A 19,196-nucleotide genomic window follows, 5' to 3' on the forward strand; every position below is an offset into this window, starting at 1 on the left:
TCGATCGACGATGGACGTGATCTACGGCCTGATCCCCGGCATGCTGGTCCTCGGACTCGCTGCGGTCGCCGTGCTCTTCTGGGCGACCCGAACCGGCCAATACGACGATCTGGACGGCGACGGTCGGCGTATCCTGATGGACGAAGACGAGGAGGATGTCGCCCCGCGGCGCGCGCCCCCCATGGATGCCGATCCCGATCTGAATCCAACTGAATCCCGTCGCGAGTGATCCGCCAGGTGAGACGCGTTATCGACGCCGTACCAATTAAAGACCTCAGTAGACGACGGGATTCAGGAGATAAAAAACCGAAAAATAGTGACTTAAACTTCGGCATTCACCGGCGATCCAGGGGGCTCCGACATCACCGGAGCCTACCCACATCTCAAGCCCCAAAAGGCCGAAGTTTAATTTAGAACTCGTTTTGGAGGCGTTTGTATCCCCGTACCAAGTCGACATTGGCTCGGATCACGTCCTCCGAGAACTCGCTCGCTTGAGGCGTGACCCGCCGGATGGAGTCCAGATCGGTCGAGGGGCCAATGCGCGTCGTGGAGGGGACGTAGAACTCGGGCGGAAGATCGCAGCCGTCGACCACCGCGTTGTGGCGAACCACGCAGCCGTCCCCGACCCGACAGTTGAAGAGTACGCTGTTGAAGCCGATGAACACCCGATCTCCCACGGAGCAAGGGCCGTGTACGATCGAGCGATGCGCAATCGATGTGTTGGTCCCGATCGTGACGGCCGCGCCGGACTTGGAGTGTATGACCACGCCGTCCTGTATGTTCGAGTTGGCGCCGATCACCACCGGCTCCATCTCCCCCTGCGCATCGACCTCGTCGGCGCGGATGACGGCGTAGGGACCCACGAAGACGTTCTCGCGAATGATGACCTTCCCGCAGATGATCGCGGTCTTGTCGATGTAAGCGGATTCGTCGATCACCGGCAGATCGCCGGAAGGGTTCTTGCGGATCATTCGGGATGCCTGTTTGGATCTGTCTTTGGCCGCATCGAGCGCCGAGATGCCCTGCTCTGTACCGATTCGAGAGCCCGCGCCGCGAGTGCTTTGAACCGGGCCCGGTGTGGTATGCGCCATGTGTCGGAGTGGTTTGGCCGAGGCAGCTCCGACGATTGTCGCATCTAAACCGCGCCCAGTCCGGTATGCGATGTTTTTGGATGGAATCGGCCCCGGCAGACTTGACGACTGTTGGAGCCGGCGCGGTTTAAGAGATCAAAAAATAGATCAGTTTAAAGCGCGTCTCCGCTAAGTGTTTTGGATGCACCGAACGTCGAGCTCACGCGAAAACGAGCATCTCGCTCTGGACGTGCTTTAGGTGACGACGTCCGGCTCGCTGCGCCCGGTCCGTGCCTCGATCTGAGCAAGTTCGCGCGCGATCAGGATCAGCGGTTGCATCGCCTCTTGGGTGTCCCGCTGATGACGCTCGGGATCCGGCTCGAAGAATTCGAGATAGATCCGCAGTGTCGCCCCCTCGGTACCCGTGCCCGAGAGACGGAAGACGATGCGTGCGCCGCTCTCGAAGCCGATGCGGATGCCCTGTCGCTCCGAGCGGCTGCCGTCGATCGGGTCGGTGTAGGCGAAATCATCGGCATAGCTCACCGTCTGATCGCCGAGCTGCCGGCCGGGCAGGCCGGGCAGGAGGATCCGCAGGTGGTCTATCAGGCCCTCCGCCGCGGTCGCGTCGACCGCCTCGTAGTCGTGCCGGGTGTAGAAGTTGCGGCCGAAACGGCGCCAGTGCTCGGCCAGGATCTCGGCGACGGATTGCTGGCGCACGGCCAGCAGGTTCAGCCAGAAGAGCACGGCCCAGAGGCCGTCCTTCTCCCGGACATGATCCGATCCGGTGCCGAAGCTCTCTTCGCCGCAGAGGGTGATGCGCCCGGCGTCGAGCAGATTGCCGAAGAATTTCCAGCCGGTCGGGGTCTCGAAGCATTCCACGCCCAGCTGCTCGGCGACACGATCGGCGGCCTGGCTGGTCGGCATGGAGCGCGCGATACCGCGGATGCCGGCGCGATAGCCGGGAACCAGATGCGCATTCGCCGCGAGCACCGCAAGGCTGTCGCTCGGGGTGACGAAGCACTTCTTTCCGAGGATCATGTTGCGGTCGCCGTCGCCGTCCGAGGCGGCGCCGAAGTCCAGTGCATCCGGCCCTTCGGTCATGGCCACCAGCTCTTTGGCATGCGCGAGATTCGGATCCGGATGACCGCCGCCGAAATCCTCCAGCGCTTCGCCGTTCAGGACAGTGCCCGGTGCCGCGCCCAGGCGCGTCTCGATGATCTCCTTGGCATAGGGTCCGGTCACGGCATGCATGGCGTCGAAGCGCATGCGGAAGATGCCCGAATTGAACAACTGGTGGATGGCGTTGAAGTCGAAGAGCGACTCCATCAGCTCGGCGTAATCGCTCACCGGGTCGATGATCTCGACCTCCATGTCGCCGATACGCACCGTGCCGAGCGCATCCAGATCGATCGCCGGGCAGTCGAGCGTGCGGTATTCGCGGATCGTTCGGGTCCGCGCGAAGATGGCGTCGGTGACCGATTCCGGCGCAGGTCCGCCCGCCGCGATATTGAATTTGATGCCGAAGTCGCCGTCCGGGCCGCCCGGGTTGTGGCTCGCCGAGAGGATGATGCCGCCGCGCGTGCGGTACTTGCGGATGACGCAGGAGGCGGCCGGTGTGGAGAGGATCCCGCCACGTCCGACCAGTGCGCGTTTGACCCCGTTGGCGGCCGCCATGCGCAGGATGGTTTGGATCGCCTCGCGATTGTAGTAACGTCCGTCGCCACCGACGACCAGTGTCCCGCCCGCGACATCGGTCTGGGTGTCGAAGATCGCCTGAACGAAGTTCTCCAGATAGTGCGGCTGCCGGAACACATCGACCTTCTTGCGCAGGCCGGAGGTGCCGGGGCGCTGCCCTTCGAATGGCGTTGTGGCGATCACTTGCGGTTGCATCTTCGACCCCTTGACGTGTAGTGACATGGCCGGCTCCGGTCATGATCTGGCCGGCTGCGGGCGCGAGGGCGTGCCTGCGATCGGGTCGGGCCAGCGGCGTCGGCCGGCTCTGTCGGCGATGCAGGTTCCCGTCCCGAAAGGCGTGCTCGGGCGGCATTGTATCCCCGCAAGCCCATGCGACAATACCGGATCGGCTTGGGTGCGCGCCGCTCGGACCTCGTGCGGGTTCTCGGGCGACAGGGCGCCTCCAGGTGATACTCCCTTAAATTCAGTTGGATCGAAGAACGATCGAGGTACTACAGACGATGACAGTCGAAGCGCACAAAGAAACACTGGAGTTCAAGGCCGAGGTCAGCCAGGTGCTGGATCTCGTCATCCGGTCGCTGTACTCGAACAAGGAGATCTTTCTGCGCGAGCTGGTCTCCAACGCCTCCGACGCGGCCGAGAAGCTGCGCTTCGAGGCGCTGAGCGACGACGGGCTCTACGAAGGCGAGAGCGATCTGCGCATCCGGGTCGAGGTCGACAAGGAGGCCGGCACGCTCACGGTATCGGACAACGGGATCGGGCTCAGCCGCCAAGAGGTGATCGACACCATCGGCAGTATCGCCAGCTCCGGCACGCGCCGATTCGTCGAGGCGCTCTCGGGCGATCAGGCCAAAGACAGCAAGTTGATCGGCCAGTTCGGTGTCGGTTTCTATTCGGCCTTCATCGTCGCGGACAAGGTGACCCTGATCTCGCGTCGCGCCGGGCTGGGTGCCGAGCACGGTGTGCGTTGGGAGTCCGACGGCCGCGGCAGCTTTACCCTGGAGACGCTCGAAAAACCCGGACGCGGCACGGACGTCATCCTGCACCTGAAGGACGACGAGAAGGAGTTCCTGGATGCCTGGCGTCTGCGCAGCATCATCGGCAAGTTCTCCGACCATCTCGCCTTGCCGGTGGAGATGCGCAAGGAGCTCTACGGCGAGGAGGCCGAAAAGGCCAAGGATGCACCGCCCGAGTACGAGCAGGTCAACCGCGGCACGGCGCTGTGGATGCGCAACAAGTCGGAGATCACGGAGGAGGAATATCACGACTTCTACAAGCATGTGTCGCACGACTTCGATGTCCCGCTCGCCTATGCCCACAACCGTGTCGAGGGGACGAACGAGTACACCACGCTGCTCTTCGTGCCCAAACGTGCACCCTGGGACCTGTGGGAGCGTGACGCCAAGCATGGCGTGAAGCTCTATGTGCGCCGCGTCTTCATCATGGACGAGGCCGATAAGCTGATGCCGCACTATCTGCGCTTCGTCAAAGGCGTGGTCGACTCCGACGACATGCCCTTGAACGTCTCGCGCGAGATCCTGCAGCACAACCGCAAGATCGACACCATCCGCCAGGCCAACACCAAGCGGATCCTCGGGCTTCTGGACACCCTGGCGAAGGACGAGCCCGAGAAGTACGGCGAGTTCTGGGGCGAGTTCGGTCGCGTGTTGAAGGAAGGTCCGGCCGAGGACTTCGCAAATAAGGAGCGCATCGCAGGCCTGCTGCGCTTCGCCAGCACCCACAGCGAGAGCGATGCGCAGCGCGAGTCGCTCGACGGCTACCTGGAGCGCATGAAGGACGGCCAGGAGAAGATCTACTACATCACCGCCGACAGCGCGGCCGCGGCGCGTCACAGCCCGCATCTCGAGGTCTTCCGCAAGAAGGGTATCGAGGTTCTGCTGTTGTCCGACCGCGTCGATGAGTGGTTGGTCAGTCATCTCACCGAGTACAAGGGCAAGACGCTGCATTCGGTGGCCAAGGGCGATCTGGATCTCGGCGGGTTGGCGGATGCGGAAGAGAAGGAGGCGAAGGAGAAGGCCGCGGCCGAGCACGGCGGTTTACTGGATCGACTCAAGTCCGCCTTGGGCGAACGGGTCGAGTCGGTCCGGCCGAGTACCCGCTTGGTCGACTCCCCGGCCTGCCTGGTCGTCGGCGAGCACGACATGAGTGCCAATCTGGCACGCGTGCTCAAGGCGGTCGGTCAGAGTGCGCCCGAGAGCAAGCCGATCCTGGAGGTCAATCTCGAGCATCCCTTGGTGAAACGCCTGGAGTCCGAGACCCAAGACGATCGCTTCGCCGACCTCGCACTCATCCTGCTCGATCAGGCTCAACTCGCCGAGGGTGGGCAGCTCGACGATCCGGCGGCCTTCGTCGCGCGTCTCAATAAACTGATGCTCGGCATGATGATCGCCGGTCGTTGACGGCGCATCCGGCGACCGCGACCGCGCGTCTTGTCGTCTCGCGCGTGCCGCTCGAGGCCGTCGCGAGAGCCGCGAGCGGTCGTCGGAGCGACGTTCAGGCTAAGCCCGCCCGATCCTGTGCCGGATTTGTTCTATGGTCCTGTCGAATCGGACTGTGGCACACTCGGGCGCACCGTTAAAAACATCACTGAGGGAAAGCGAAATGCGCGTCATCCTATTGGGCGGCCCGGGCGCGGGAAAAGGCACGCAGGCCGGCTTCATCAAAGAGCACTTCGGCATTCCGCAGATCTCCACCGGCGACATGCTGCGTGCGCACGTCAAGCAGGGGACCGATCTGGGCAAGGCGGCCAAGAAGATCATGGATGAAGGCGGCTTGGTCTCCGACGACATCATCATGGGCATGGTGAAGGCGCGCATCCTGGATGAGGACTGCAAAGGCGGCTACCTCTTCGACGGTTTCCCGCGTACCCTCGGTCAGGCCGATGCCCTGAAGGCGGCCGGCGTGGGGATCGATGTCGTGGTCGAGATCGACGTGCCGGACGAAGAGATCGTCCGACGCATGTCGGGTCGTCGCGTTCATCCGGGCTCGGGCCGGACCTACCACGTTCTCTTCAACCCGTCGAAGGAGGCCGACAAGGACGACGAGACCGGCGAGCCGCTGATCCAGCGCGACGACGATCGCGAGGAGACGGTGAAGGAACGGCTGCGCGTCTATCACGATCAGACCGAGCCGCTGATCAACTATTACTCGGCGTGGGCCGAGCAGGGCGGTGCGGATGCGCCCCGATACGTCAAGGTGACCGGGATCGGCTCTGTCGACGGAATTCGCGACGAGATCATCGCGAAACTCTCCGCAAGCTGACGTCGTTCCAAGCGCGTGTCGCCGACGCGCAGCACCCGGTGTCGGGTCCGGCCGTGCCGGCCCGACCGGGGTGTGCGCCTGCGCAATATCCCTGTTTCGAGTCGGTGAAACTGCCCAAGGGCCGGGTTTCTGCTACCATCCTCGCCAACGTTTCATCGCCGAATGCATCGCAGGATATCCTTATGGCCGTAATCGAGCTCGACGGGACCAATTTCGAACAAACAATCCAGGACAACGCATTTGTCGTCGTGGACTTCTGGGCGCCTTGGTGCGGCCCCTGCCGNNTTCTGGGCGCCTTGGTGCGGCCCGTGCCGATCCTTCGCGCCCGTCTTCGAGAAGGTGTCCGAAGACCTGGCCGATGTCGTCTTCGCCAAGATCAACACCGAAGAGCAACAAGAGATTGCGGGTCACTTCCAGATCCGTTCGATCCCGACCCTCATGATCTTTCGTGAGCAGATCATCATCTTCTCGCAGCCCGGCGCGCTCCCGGAGAGTCAGTTTCGAGATCTCCTGACCAAGGCCGGGGAGCTCGATATGGTCGAGGTCAAGCGTCAGATCGCAGAGCAGGCTCAGGCCCGGGCCTCCGGCAACGCTTAGCTCGACAGTCACGCACACCCCTCTCGGTTCCGGTTCCGATCGCGATGCAGCGCGCTTGCCACCCTTGGGCGACCGCCTGCGTCCTGTCGGGTCGCCCCAACGTGGGTGCGCTCATGAGTCTCTGCGAAGAGAACTTCATGCGTCTCTCTTGTTTGGTGCCGGATCTGGTCGCGCGCCCCTCTGGGGTCTACGGCTCGCGTTGCTCCGAAGGGATCGATCTCTATCTCGAGGTCGAAGAGCAGGCGCGCTTCACGACCACCCTTCGGCTGACCTATCTCTTCCCCGTCCAAGGGGTCGTGCTTCCGGATCCGGATGCACGCTTGCGCGTGTATCACGACGCCCGCCAAGTCGAGGTGATCGACCTGCGCCAAACGGTCCTGCCGCTGCGGGCCGATTATCGTGCGCCTGCGCTGGTCGAGAAATGGCAGGCGAATGTCTTCATCGGCAAATGGCTGACGTATTGTCTGCGGCAGGGGAGGGTCTTCGCAGATGCCCCGGTCACCCCCCCGGCATGCGCGTCCGGCGCGCGGGTCACGCTCTGCCCTTAGTGCGGCATCACTGCGCACCGCTCCGTCTCCTCGGGCCCCTCTCTCAAGCCCCTTCGCTCCAGCCGTTCTCGGGCGATCGATCACGCGGTTGCGCATTGAAATGTCGAAATTGTTGACTACTTAACTGGAGGATACCGGGCGACCTCGCGACGATCCGCGCGCCCGTCGGCTCACTCACTCCAGGCATCCTACGATGAGACTATCGACGAAAGGCAGATATGCGGTAACCGCTATGCTCGACCTCGCTCTGCATTCCGGCAATGGGCCGGTGACGCTGGCGGACGTCTCGGTGAATCAAGGGATCTCGTTGTCGTATCTCGAGCAATTGTTTGCCGCACTGCGCAGCAAAAAGCTTGTACGGGGCGTGCGCGGACCCGGAGGAGGCTACTATCTCGGCCGGCCGGCCGAGGAGATCTCGATTGCCGACATCATCTGCGCGGTCGACGAGTGGGTGGAGTTCACCCGCTGCGGCGGTCGCGAGAACTGCCGGGACGGACAGCGCTGCCTGACGCACCATCTGTGGGATCAGCTCAGCGATGAAATCTTTCGTTTTCTCAGCGATATCTCCTTGCAGGACTTGGTCGATCGCGGCCGCGGTCGACCCGGTGCGCCGAAGATCGGGATCGAGGAGCTCGAAGGCGACGCCAAACGCCGCGCGGCCTAGCCGAGCCGCTTTGTTATCCCGAGGCGGGGCCCGCGCCGGGCCCATCTTCGCCGTCGCCCGGCAACGGAGCTGAACAGGGGCTCGCGGTAGTGGTATCCTGCTGCGCTGGATTCACTCACGCGTTCTTCTCGAAACTTCGTATGGCCGAGCAGCCGGATGGTTTGATCACGATACAAGACTTCGTGCGGTGGGGGGCAAGCCGCTTCAACGCCGCCGGACTTTTCTTCGGTCACGGGACCGACAACGCGATCGACGAGGCCGCGCACCTGGTCCTCAGCGCGTTGACCTTGGACCCCGGGCTGCCCGCCGCCTTCCGCGACTGCCGGTTGACGCCGGCCGAGCGCGTGCGGGTGTGCGACATGCTCGAGCGCCGCGTCGTGGAGCGTCTCCCGGCGGCCTATCTGACCGGGCGGACCTGGTTTGCCGGTCTGGAAATGATCGTAACACCGGATGTCCTGGTGCCGCGCTCGCCGATTGCCGAGCTGGTCGAGGCCGGATTCGAGCCCTGGATCGACGGCGAGATCGTCGGTCGTGTGCTGGATCTATGTTGCGGAAGCGGGTGTATCGGCGTTGCCGCGGCCGTGCATCTTCCGGATGTGGACGTCGACCTGGTCGACATCTCGCTTGATGCTTTGGACGTGGCGCGACGCAACGTTGCGCGCCACGGGGTCGAGGATCGGGTGCGCGTCTTTGCCTCGGACCTGTTCGCGTCGCTTCCGAACGACCGCTATGACGTCATCGTCTCCAATCCCCCGTACATCTCACGCTCCGAGCTGGATGCATTACCGCTCGAATACCGCAACGAGCCCGAGCTGGGTCTCTTCGGCGGTGACGACGGTCTGGATCTCGTCGTGCGGATCCTGGCGGATGCCGCGAGCTACCTGAGCGACGAGGGCATCCTGATCGTCGAGGTCGGGAGCGCAGCCCCCGAGTTGGAGCGCCGCTTGCCGAGCGTGCCCTTCACCTGGATCGAGTTCGAGCGCGGCGGGGAGGGCGTCTTCCTGCTGACGCGCGAGCAGCTCGATCGCCATCAGCTCGAGCTGCTCGAAGAGGCCACGGCCCGATGAGCTTGTCCCGGGCGAAGCGCGACGCCCTCGGGCGCGATCTGCCGTTCATGGATCCGGTCGGCAAGTATGCGGAAGAGATTCCATCCCATACCCTGCTCAGACAGATCGACGAGACGCACCGTCGCGGCCTCGATCTCGGCGGGGATGATGCCTGAGACAGGCGCTACGAACATGGCCGAGCGGGTGGCGCAGCCGACCCCGCGGCCGGAGGGTTGAACGGTGGAGCAAGGTATTTCATTCGATCTGGATCTGATCCGTCGCTACGATCAAAGCGGTCCACGCTATACCTCGTATCCGACTGCGGTGGAGTTCGACGAATCCTTCGACGCCGCGGCCTATCGTGCGGCCTGCGAGCGTAGCAATCACAGCGGTCGTCCGCTCTCGCTCTATTTCCACATCCCCTTCTGCGACACCGTCTGCTTCTACTGCGCCTGCAACAAGATCGCGACCAAGGACCGCTCCCTGGCCCCGCCCTATCTGGAGCGGATCTACAAGGAGCTCGCCCTGCAGTCGGAGCTGTTCGACAAGTCCCGTGTCGTGGAGCAGCTGCATTGGGGCGGCGGCACGCCGACCTTCCTCAGCCACGCTCAGATGACCGAGCTGATGGACACGACGCGCCGGCACTTCAACCTCGCCGGGGACGATGTCGGCGAGTATTCGATCGAGATCGATCCGCGCGAGGCGGATGCCGCCGGTGTGGCGTTGCTGCGCCGTCTGGGCTTCAACCGGATGAGCCTGGGCGTGCAGGACTTCGACCCGCGGGTTCAGCAGGCTGTCAATCGCATCCAGACCGAGGCGGAGACCATGGCGGTGCTCGAGGCGGCCCGTTCGGAGGGTTTCCGCTCGATCAGCATCGACCTCATCTACGGCCTGCCGTTCCAGACCCCCGAGAGCTTCGCGCGGACCCTCGAGCGCATCATCGCGGTGGATCCGGAGCGCCTGTCGGTCTTCAACTACGCGCATCTGCCCGAGCGCTTCAAGCCGCAACGGCGGATCAACGAGGCCGATCTGCCGGCGCCCGAGGCGAAGCTCGACATTCTCCAGTCGACGATCGAGCGCCTGACCGAGGCCGGCTATGTCTATATCGGCATGGACCATTTCGCCCGCCCCGACGACGAGCTGGCCCGCGCCCAGCAGGCCGGGACCCTCTATCGCAACTTCCAGGGTTACTCGACCCATGCCGATTGCGATCTGATCGGGATCGGTGTGACCTCGATCGGCAAGATCGACAACACCTACGGCCAGAATCGGCGTGGGCTGGAGGAGTATTACGCGGATCTCGACGCCGGGCGTCTGCCGGTGTTCCGCGGCATCGAGCTGACCCGCGACGATCTGATTCGCCGCGACATGATCACCCGCCTCATCTGTCACTTCGAGCTGGACATTCCGTCCGCCGAGGCCGCCTGGGACATCCGCTTCGACGAGTATTTCGCCGATGCGCTCATGAAGCTGCGCGACATGGCCGGAGACGGGCTGCTGGAGGTCGATGCGCACAAGATCCGCATCCTCCCGCGCGGGCGTCTCTTGGTGCGCAACATCTGCATGGCCTTCGATGCCTATCTGGCCACCAAGACCGGGCCGATCGGCTTCTCGAAGGTGATCTGACGGCCTCCTCGATGGTGAGTACGCGCGTCTCGCCCGACATCCCCGCACGTTTTCGGGCGGCGGCGGCAAGATTCGGCGAGTCGGTCGGCGTCTGCTCCGATCAAGGTGATTGGAGCTACGCCGCGCTCGATCGGGCCTCGGACGGGGTGGCCGGTGCGCTCGCCGCAGCCGGGATCAGGGAGGGCGACCGGTTGGGCCTGCTCTGCGGCAACGGTGCCGAGTTCGTGATCGCCTATCTCGGTGCCCTCAAGGCCGGCGGCACGCTGGTGCCGCTCAACCTTCTGCTCAATCCCAAGGAGATGGCCTACATCCTCGCCGACAGCGGGGCGGTCGGTCTCATCCATCACGAGGCGTTCGATGCGGCCGCAGCCGCCGCGCTCGATGACCGAAACGACGTGGCTGTGCGGATGAGGATGGGCGTGACCCCTTCGGATGATCCGGCGATGCTGGATTTCGCCGCCATGATGCGCAGCACGGAGCCTGCGCCTGTCCGGGTGTGCGATCCGCAGCACGCGACCGCCGCGATCCTTTACACCTCCGGCACCACCGGTCGTCCCAAAGGCGCCATGCTGTCACACGCCAATCTGATGGCGAACGCCGACGGCGTCGCGCAGGCGCTTGCGCTCAGGCCGGCCGACCGCATTCTGGTGGTGCTCCCGATGTTTCACGCCTTCGCCGCGACGGTCGGGGTGCTGACGCCGCTGCTGCACGGGCTCGGGATCGTACCTGTCCCCAAGTTCGATCCGGGCGCAATCTGCGCGGCGATCGGTCGTCACGGTGCGAGCATCTTTCTCGGCGTGCCGAGCCTCTATGGCGTACTGCTTCGGCTCGATGCCGATATGCTCGCGCACTGGCGCAGCGTTCGGGTCTGCGTGAGCGGCGGCGCGGCCATGCCCGCCTCGCTCATGGCGGCATTTCAGGAGCGTTTCGGGATTCCGATCCTCGAAGGCGACGGTCCGACCGAATGCGGCCCCGTGACCTGCGTGAATCCGATCGCGGGCGTGCGCAAGCCCGGCTCGATCGGGCTGCCGATCCCCACGGTCGAGACCCGGATCCTCGATCCCGAAGGTCGCGAGGTGGCGGACGGGACCTACGGGGAGGTCTGTGTCCGCGGCCCGAGCGTGATGCAGGGCTATCACAACCAGCCCGAGGCGACTCGCGAGAGCTTTTTCGGCGATTGGTTTCGCACCGGCGATCTCGGCTATCGCGATGCGGACGGATACCTCTACCTGGTCGACCGCATCAAGGATCTCATCATCACCAACGGCATGAATGTCTATCCGCGCGTGATCGAAGAAGCGCTGTATGCGCATCCGGAGGTTGCGGAGGCGGCGGTCGTCGGCGATCCGGATGTACGTCACGGCGAGATCCCGGTCGCACATGTCGTCCTGTGCGGCGGCTCCTCGGCGACCGAGTCGAGCCTGCGCGCCTGGTGCCGTGCGCATCTGGGGCGGCATGAGGTCCCGCGCCGTCTGGTCATCCGAGACGCCTTGCCGAAGAATGCCGCGGGTAAGATCCTCAAGCGCGAGTTGCGACGCTGCGGCGAGCATGAGCGTGGGGTCGACACGGCGTGAGCGTGCGGATGGTCCGATAGCGTTCGCGACGGCCGGTCGGTGCGCTATACTGGACAGCTTTTATGCGGTTTGGGCATCTCTGCCCGATCCAAGATTCAACAACCTACGGACCCCTCGGCGAGGGGGCCGACCGGAGAGACATGATGCAGGTTTCGGTGGAGACGGGCGAGGGACTGGAGCGACGGATGAAGGTCGATCTGCCTTTCGAGCAGATCGCGGCCGAGGTGGAGAAGCGCTTGCAGAAGCTCGGTCGCAGCGCACGGATGCCCGGATTCCGGCCGGGCAAGGTACCCATGAAGGTGCTGCGTCAACGCTATGGCGATGCCGTGCACCAAGAGGTCTTCGGCGAGCTCGTCGAGTCCAGCTTCTCCGAGGCGCTCATGCAGGAATCGCTGCGTCCCGCAGGGATGCCGCGCATCGAGCCGGAGATCGATCCCGTCGAGCAGCGTTTCGGCTATACGGCGATCTTCGAAGTCTTGCCGCAGGTCGAGGTCGCATCCCTGGCCGGGCGTGTCGTGAAGTCCCCTGTCGCCGAGATTTCCGAGGAGGATGTCGATGCGATGATCCTGCGTCTGCGTCGACAGCACGCCACCCGAAAGGCGGTGGAGCGAGCAGCCGCGACGGGCGATCTTCTGACCATTTCCTTCGTCGGAACACTCGACGGCGAGCCCTTCGAGGGCGGCTCCGCCACCGGGGTCAAGCTCGAGCTGGGCTCGGGCCGCATGATCCCGGGATTCGAGGACGGCTTGATCGGCGCCTGCGCCGGCGAGCAGCGCACGCTCGATCTCGTGTTTCCCGATCCCTACCAGGCCGAGCATCTCGCCGGCAAGCCGGTACGCTTCGAGGTGACCGTCGAGACCGTGGAGGAGACCGTTCTGCCCGAGGTCGATGCGACCTTTATCGAGACGTTCGGTGTCGCCGACGGGGATATCGCGCGTTTTCGCCGGGACGTGCGTCAAAACATGGAACGGGAGATGAAACAGCGGCTCGATGCCCGCAGAAAGGATGCCGTGATGGATCTGCTCCTCGAGGCCCACGAGATCGAGTTGCCCGCGGTGTTGGTTCAGGAGGAGATCCGTGCGATGAAGGGGCAGATGCTCGAGACGTTCGGCTCCACGGATGTCGATCTCCCGGACGCACTGTTCGACGAAGCCGCGAAGCGACGTGTCTCGCTCGGTCTCCTCATCGGCGAGATCGTGAAGCGGCAGGGGCTTCGTCCCGATGCGCAACGTGTGCGCGCGGCGGTCGAGGAAAACGCCTCGACCTACGAGCATCCGCAGTCGGTCGTCGATTATTTTTACTCCGACCCCAAACATCTCGCCTCGGTCGAAGGTCTCGTGCTCGAAGGTCAGGTCGTCGACTGGGTGCTGGGACAGATCGAGGTCGAGGAAGAGGTTCTGACGTTCGCTCAGTTGTCCGAGTCGGGCTCTCGCCCGGGCTTTTGACGGCGGCGGACACGACGGGTCCGTATCCATACGTCGGCCCGGTCACGCATCCGCTCGCGGCGACGCTCCGCGTTCGGGCGCGGGCGTCGATTTTCACTCTGAACGCGGTTTAAGACGATGAGACATCCTATGAGCTATTCCTCGATCCGTTCGGATTGGCAGCCTTCCGGGCTGGGGCTGGTGCCCATCGTCGTCGAGCAGACGGCGCGCGGCGAGCGGTCGTTCGACATCTACTCGCGGCTTCTTAAAGAGCGGGTCATCTTCCTCGTCGGTCAGGTCGAGGATCACATGGCGAATCTCGTCGTGGCGCAGCTTTTGTTCCTCGAGTCCGAGAACCCGGACAAGGACATCCATCTCTACATCAACTCGCCCGGCGGCTCGGTGACGGCGGGTTTGGCGATCTACGACACCATGCGGTTCGTTAGGCCCGACGTCAGCACCATGTGTATCGGTCAGGCGGCCAGTATGGGTGCCCTCTTGTTGGCCGGAGGTGCCAAAGGCAAGCGCGTGTGTCTGCCCCATTCGCGGATGATGATTCATCAGCCTCTGGGAGGCTTTCAGGGCCAGGCGACGGATATCGACATCCACGCGCGCGAGATCCTCTACATTCGGGATCGACTTAACCAGATCCTGGCCGACCATACGGGGCAGCCGATCGAGAAGATCGCGGACGATACCGAGCGCGACCGTTTCATGAGCGGCGAGGAGGCCGTGGCTTACGGTTTGATCGACAGGGTCATCGAGGAGCGCGGTCCTGCGCCGACGAAGGCTTGATCTCGAGGTTCCGCGCAGGTGGCGTGCATCCCCGGCTTCGGATGGTCGCGCTGCGCCGGATATCGCGGATCGGATGCCGGATCCCGTGGTGACGAACGGGAATCGTCACCATCTTGCCATCCAACAGCAAACCGTTATGATTAAGTTTGCGCCTTCAGGGAGCCTTTCATCCTGAAACCAACCGACCGCACGGAGACTCGACCGCGATGAGTGGAAACAGCCACGGCAAGAGCGACGACGGGAAATTACTCTACTGCTCGTTCTGCGGCAAGAGTCAGCATGAGGTCCGCAAGCTCATTGCCGGCCCGTCCGTTTTCATCTGCGATGAATGCGTCGAACTCTGCAACGACATCATTCGCGAGGAGATGCAGGACGGTGTCGGCGAGGCCACCAACAACCTCCCCAAGCCGCGCGAGATCAATGCGCGACTCGACGAGTTCGTGATCGGCCAAGAGCAGGCCAAGAAGGTCCTGTCGGTTGCGGTCTACAATCACTACAAGCGTCTCGAGGTCGCCGAGGCTAAGGAAGACATCGAGATCGCCAAGAGCAACATCCTCTTGATCGGCCCGACCGGGTCGGGCAAGACGCTGCTCGCGGAGACACTTGCCCGACTGCTGAATGTGCCCTTCACGATCGCGGATGCGACGACCTTGACCGAGGCCGGTTATGTCGGCGAGGACGTCGAGAACATCATCCAGAAGCTACTTCAGAAGTGTGATTACGACGTCGAGAAGGCGCAGACCGGCATCGTCTATATTGACGAAATCGACAAGATCTCGCGCAAATCGGACAATCCGTCGATTACCCGCGATGTCTCCGGCGAGGGCGTCCAACAAGCGCTGCTGAAGCTGATCGAGGGCACCGTCGCCTCGGTCCCCCCGCAGGGTGGGCGTAAGCATCCGCAGCAAGAGTTTCTGCAGGTCGATACCTCCAATATCCTCTTCATCGTCGGCGGAGCCTTCGCGGGTCTGGATAAGGTGATTCAGAATCGCTCGCGCAAGACGGGCATCGGCTTCGCGGCCGAGGTCCACAGCCAGGACGATCGTCGGCAGATCGGCGAGCTTTTGAGTGCAGTGGAGCCCGAAGATCTCATCCGGTACGGCCTGATTCCGGAGTTCGTCGGTCGACTCCCGGTGATGGCAACCTTGGAGGAGCTCGACGAGCCGGCGCTGATGCGGATCCTGACCGAGCCCAAGCATGCGCTGGTCAAGCAATATCAACGACTCTTCGAGATGGAGGGCGTGGAGCTCGAGCTTCGCGAGGACGCCCTGCACGGGATCTCGCGCAAGGCCATGGAGCGCAAGACAGGAGCGCGCGGTCTGCGCACCATCATGGAGCAGGTGCTCCTGGACACCATGTACGATCTCCCGTCGATGGATCACGTCGGCAAGGTCGTGATCGATGCGTCGGTGATCTCGGGTGAAAACAAGCCGTTTCTGATTTACGAGGGCTTGGAAAAACAGGCCGTCGCGGCCGACTGAACCACGCTTGTCTCCCTCGTGCCCGCGCTCGGCGCGGGCACCGACTGCACCGGGTTTCTGTTGAAGTCGGCTCGGCGCGCCCTGATCCTTACCCCAGACCACTACTCCACCGACGCACCGAGCCGACGCGCGCTCGCGAGCCGCAGCGACACAAATTGCTGGCTCGGGTCGTCCACTTCACGAGAACGGATCCACATGGCGCACCACGATTCAGTATCCAGCTCGGCATCCGGTACCTTTCAGGAGGTTCCGGTCCTCCCTCTGCGGGACGTCGTCGTTTATCCGCATATGGTGATTCCGCTGTTTGTCGGTCGGGATAAATCGATTCGTGCGCTCGATGCCGCGATGGCGAGCGACAAGCAGATCCTGCTGATCGCCCAGAAGAGTGCCGATGTCGACGACCCGGGCGTGAAGGATCTTCACGAGATCGGAACCCTGGCCAATATCCTGCAGCTGCTCAAGCTCCCCGACGGGACCGTGAAGGTCTTGGTCGAAGGCAATCAGCGGGCACGGATCGATCGCTTCCTGACCACGGAAAGCTCCTTCTCGGCCAATATCGAGCCGATGGACGAGACCCTCGAGGTGGACGAGCGCGAGCAGGAGGTGCTCATGCGCTCGGCGGTCACGCTGTTCGATCAGTACGTGAAGCTAAACAAGAAGGTGCCGCCGGAGGTGCTGACCTCGCTGTCGAGCATCGACGAGGCGGGTCGACTCGCGGACACCATGGCCGCGCACATGTCGTTGAAGCTCGACGAAAAACAGCGTGTCCTCGAGATGATCGACATCCAGGTGCGCCTCGAGCACCTGATGGGTCTGATGGAGTCCGAGAACGATATCCTTCAGATGGAGAAGCGCATCCGCGGGCGTGTGAAACGCCAGATGGAGAAGAACCAGCGCGAGTACTATCTCAACGAGCAGATGAAGGCGATCCAGAAGGAGCTCGGCGAGCTCGAGGACGCGCCCAACGAGATCGAGGACCTGGCCAAACGCATCGAGGCCGCCGGGATGCCGCGCGAGGCCAAGACCAAGGCGCAGAGCGAGCTCAACAAACTCAAGCTGATGTCGCCGATGTCGGCCGAGGCGACGGTGGTTCGCAACTACATCGACACCCTGGTCGCAGTGCCCTGGAAGAAACGCACACGCATCCGCAACGACATCAAGGTCGCCGAGGCTGTGCTGGACAAGGATCACTATGGCCTGGAGCGCGTCAAGGAGCGCATCCTCGAGTATCTCGCGGTTCAGCAGCGGGTGCGTAAGCTCAAAGGCCCCATCCTCTGTTTGGTCGGCCCGCCCGGCGTGGGCAAGACCTCGCTCGGTCAATCCATCGCGCGGGCGACCAACCGTCAGTTCGTGCGCATGTCGCTCGGCGGCGTGCGCGACGAGGCTGAGATTCGCGGCCACCGTCGGACCTACATCGGCGCGCTGCCCGGCAAGATCATCCAGAACCTCTCCAAGGCCGGCTCGCGCAACGCCTTCTTCCTGCTCGACGAGATCGACAAGATGGCGATGGACTTCCGCGGCGATCCCGCCTCGGCGCTCCTCGAGGTCCTGGACCCCGAGCAGAACCATACCTTCAACGATCATTACCTGGAGGTCGATTTTGATCTCTCCGAGGTGATGTTTGTCGGGACTGCGAATACCTTGAACATCCCGCCGGCACTCCTCGACCGCATGGAGGTGATTCGTCTCTCGGGTTACACCGAGGACGAGAAGGTCGCGATCGCCGAGCGCTATCTACTCCCCAAGCAGATGAAGAACAACGGTCTGAAAGACGGTGAGGTGGTGATTCGCGAGAGTGCGTTGCGCGACATCATTCGCCACTACACGCGCGAAGCCGGTGTGCGCAGTCTCGAGCGCGAGATCTCCAAGATCTGCCGCAAGGTCGTCAAGGAGGTGCTGCTCAAGAAACGCGACACGGCCACGACGGTCAGTGCAAAGAACCTCGAGAAATACCTGGGCGTGCAGCGCTTCCGGTATGGTCGTGCCGATGAGCATGACCAAGTTGGCCAGGTCACCGGTCTGGCCTGGACGGAGGTCGGCGGCGAGCTGCTTCGGATCGAGTCGGCTTTGGTTCCCGGCAAAGGAAAGTTCACCTACACGGGGCAGTTGGGCGACGTGATGCAGGAGTCCATCCAGGCCGCGATGACCGTCGTGCGCTCGCGCGCCGAGGCGCTCGGGGTCCCTACGGACTTCCACAACACGCTCGACGTGCATATCCACGTGCCCGAGGGGGCGACCCCGAAGGATGGCCCGAGCGCAGGTGTGGCCATGTGCACGGCGCTGGTGTCCGCCTTGACGAAGATCCCCGTGAAGGCAAGTGTCGCCATGACCGGCGAGATCACCCTGCGCGGGGAGGTGTTGCCGATCGGCGGGCTGAAGGAGAAGCTGCTCGCGGCCCACCGGGGCGGAATCGAGACGGTGATCATTCCGCTCGAGAACGAGCGGGATCTCACCGAGATCCCGAAGAACATTAAGCAGCATCTGCACATCCATCCGGTGCGCTGGATCGACGAGGTTCTTGATATCGCGCTGACGAAACACCCGGAGCGTATCTCGGTCGAGGCCGACGGAAGCGACCCGATCACGGTGGAGGAGGACAAGCGCGAGGCCCCTGCCGAGCCCGTGCGCGATCAGACTGCCCGGCTCCACCATTGATCCCGACCGGGCCGGGAGGGCTCTCGGGGCGACCCGGGTCCCTCCGGGCCAGGGCGCGACCCTTCGATCTCCTTCCCGTCCACATTCTCCGCCGAGTCTGATTGTCGGAGTCACTGCTGTCTCGGCATCTTTGAATCGCCTCGCAGGCGTGTCTTGTCGGGACGAATCAGGTCTCGGGAGGCGCCGTCGCGCTCTGTCCGGTGCGGCTGCGCGCGAGTCGTGATCGTTTCGTCTACAGAAAGCCGTTTTATCGACACGAACAGCAAAAAGCCGGTTGCCCTCGTCTGGACTCCGATTTAGCATGCAGCGCAGATCGGTCGGGCCGCTGAGGCGGTGTTGCGGTCCCGCTCATCGGGGGGAAGCCGGTTTTGGCTACCTCGATGTCGGGACGCGCATTTGCGCAAAGTGAACGAATCAACAGGGGGAGCAATGAATAAGTCGGAACTCATCGAAAAAATGGCGGATGCCGCCGATATCTCGAAGGCTGCGGCAGGCAAGGCCCTGGATGCCTTCACCGATGGCGTCGCCGGTGCACTGAAGGCGGGCGATACGGTCTCCCTGATCGGTTTCGGAACCTTCGCAGTGAAGGAACGTGCTGCGCGCACCGGTCGCAATCCCCAGACGGGTGCGGCGATCGAGATCAAGGCATCCAAGACACCTTCATTTAAGGCTGGCAAAGCTCTGAAGGACGCAGTACAATAGTTGTTCGTCTGAAGGGTGCTTAGCTCAGCTGGGAGAG

16 protein-coding genes and 1 pseudogene are annotated in these 19,196 nt (G+C 63.4%); 15 read left to right on the plus strand and 2 right to left on the minus strand.

Annotated elements, in window-relative coordinates; genetic code table 11:
- Nucleotides 1–10: 10 nt before the first annotated feature.
- Complete coding sequence (ccoS, locus tag B4N44_RS00555) at nucleotides 11–229, plus strand: cbb3-type cytochrome oxidase assembly protein CcoS (RefSeq protein ID WP_296695627.1); 219 nt, start codon at nucleotides 11–13, stop codon at nucleotides 227–229.
- A 181-nt stretch (nucleotides 230–410) separates the two neighbouring features.
- Here the strand turns inward: ccoS and B4N44_RS00560 are convergent, their stop codons facing one another.
- Both B4N44_RS00560 and B4N44_RS00565 read right to left on the minus strand, forming a co-directional pair.
- On the minus strand, nucleotides 411–971 hold the full coding sequence (locus B4N44_RS00560) for a carbonate dehydratase (protein ID WP_296695629.1): 561 nt from the start codon (nucleotides 969–971) through the stop codon (nucleotides 411–413).
- Nucleotides 972–1,325: 354 nt separating this feature from the next.
- On the minus strand, nucleotides 1,326–2,960 hold the full coding sequence (locus tag B4N44_RS00565; RefSeq protein ID WP_296695754.1) for an alpha-D-glucose phosphate-specific phosphoglucomutase: 1,635 nt from the start codon (nucleotides 2,958–2,960) through the stop codon (nucleotides 1,326–1,328).
- A 305-nt stretch (nucleotides 2,961–3,265) separates the two neighbouring features.
- Here B4N44_RS00565 and htpG point away from each other — a divergent pair, with 305 nt between their 5' ends.
- From htpG to B4N44_RS00635, 14 genes and pseudogenes are all read left to right on the plus strand, one after another.
- Nucleotides 3,266–5,185: a molecular chaperone HtpG gene (gene htpG, locus B4N44_RS00570; RefSeq protein ID WP_296695632.1), complete on the plus strand. Its 1,920-nt coding sequence runs from the start codon at nucleotides 3,266–3,268 to the stop codon at nucleotides 5,183–5,185.
- Between the two features lie 202 nt (nucleotides 5,186–5,387).
- Nucleotides 5,388–6,047 carry an adenylate kinase gene (gene adk, locus B4N44_RS00575; RefSeq protein WP_296695633.1) on the plus strand — a complete coding sequence of 220 codons (660 nt, stop codon included), beginning with the start codon at nucleotides 5,388–5,390 and terminating at the stop codon, nucleotides 6,045–6,047.
- A 182-nt stretch (nucleotides 6,048–6,229) separates the two neighbouring features.
- Nucleotides 6,230–6,644, plus strand: a pseudogene (locus B4N44_RS00580) (thioredoxin family protein).
- Between the two features lie 44 nt (nucleotides 6,645–6,688).
- Complete coding sequence (locus B4N44_RS00585) at nucleotides 6,689–7,192, plus strand: DUF1249 domain-containing protein (protein WP_296695635.1); 504 nt, start codon at nucleotides 6,689–6,691, stop codon at nucleotides 7,190–7,192.
- 193 nt (nucleotides 7,193–7,385) lie between these two features.
- Nucleotides 7,386–7,856, plus strand: a complete 471-nt coding sequence (locus B4N44_RS00590; protein WP_296695638.1) for an Rrf2 family transcriptional regulator — start codon at nucleotides 7,386–7,388, stop codon at nucleotides 7,854–7,856.
- 140 nt (nucleotides 7,857–7,996) lie between these two features.
- Nucleotides 7,997–8,923, plus strand: coding sequence for a 50S ribosomal protein L3 N(5)-glutamine methyltransferase (prmB, locus tag B4N44_RS00595; RefSeq protein WP_296695639.1), 927 nt, complete (start codon nucleotides 7,997–7,999; stop codon nucleotides 8,921–8,923).
- On the plus strand, nucleotides 8,920–9,078 hold the full coding sequence (locus tag B4N44_RS00600; RefSeq protein ID WP_296695642.1) for a hypothetical protein: 159 nt from the start codon (nucleotides 8,920–8,922) through the stop codon (nucleotides 9,076–9,078). The genes prmB and B4N44_RS00600 overlap by 4 nt, the downstream gene beginning before the upstream one ends.
- A 64-nt stretch (nucleotides 9,079–9,142) precedes the next feature.
- Nucleotides 9,143–10,528, plus strand: a complete 1,386-nt coding sequence (hemN, locus tag B4N44_RS00605; RefSeq protein WP_296695643.1) for an oxygen-independent coproporphyrinogen III oxidase — start codon at nucleotides 9,143–9,145, stop codon at nucleotides 10,526–10,528.
- 11 nt (nucleotides 10,529–10,539) lie between these two features.
- Entirely contained in the window at nucleotides 10,540–12,102 is a 1,563-nt protein-coding gene (locus tag B4N44_RS00610) for an AMP-binding protein (protein WP_296695645.1), read from the plus strand.
- A 140-nt stretch (nucleotides 12,103–12,242) separates the two neighbouring features.
- Nucleotides 12,243–13,547: a trigger factor gene (gene tig / locus B4N44_RS00615; RefSeq protein ID WP_414718105.1), complete on the plus strand. Its 1,305-nt coding sequence runs from the start codon at nucleotides 12,243–12,245 to the stop codon at nucleotides 13,545–13,547.
- A gap of 129 nt (nucleotides 13,548–13,676) precedes the next feature.
- Nucleotides 13,677–14,321, plus strand: a complete 645-nt coding sequence (gene clpP, locus B4N44_RS00620) for an ATP-dependent Clp endopeptidase proteolytic subunit ClpP (protein WP_296695648.1) — start codon at nucleotides 13,677–13,679, stop codon at nucleotides 14,319–14,321.
- Between the two features lie 206 nt (nucleotides 14,322–14,527).
- The gene (gene clpX / locus B4N44_RS00625) at nucleotides 14,528–15,802 is read left to right on the plus strand and encodes an ATP-dependent Clp protease ATP-binding subunit ClpX (RefSeq protein WP_296695650.1); all 1,275 of its coding nucleotides are present in this window, start codon (nucleotides 14,528–14,530) and stop codon (nucleotides 15,800–15,802) included.
- Nucleotides 15,803–15,997: 195 nt separating this feature from the next.
- Entirely contained in the window at nucleotides 15,998–18,457 is a 2,460-nt protein-coding gene (gene lon / locus B4N44_RS00630; RefSeq protein WP_296695652.1) for an endopeptidase La, read from the plus strand.
- Nucleotides 18,458–18,886: 429 nt separating this feature from the next.
- The gene (locus B4N44_RS00635; protein WP_093027006.1) at nucleotides 18,887–19,159 is read left to right on the plus strand and encodes an HU family DNA-binding protein; all 273 of its coding nucleotides are present in this window, start codon (nucleotides 18,887–18,889) and stop codon (nucleotides 19,157–19,159) included.
- Nucleotides 19,160–19,196 lie beyond the last annotated feature (37 nt).

Origin of the sequence: Thiocapsa sp. UBA6158 (assembly GCF_002423035.1) — a bacterium.
Classification (GTDB): domain Bacteria; phylum Pseudomonadota; class Gammaproteobacteria; order Chromatiales; family Chromatiaceae; genus Thiocapsa.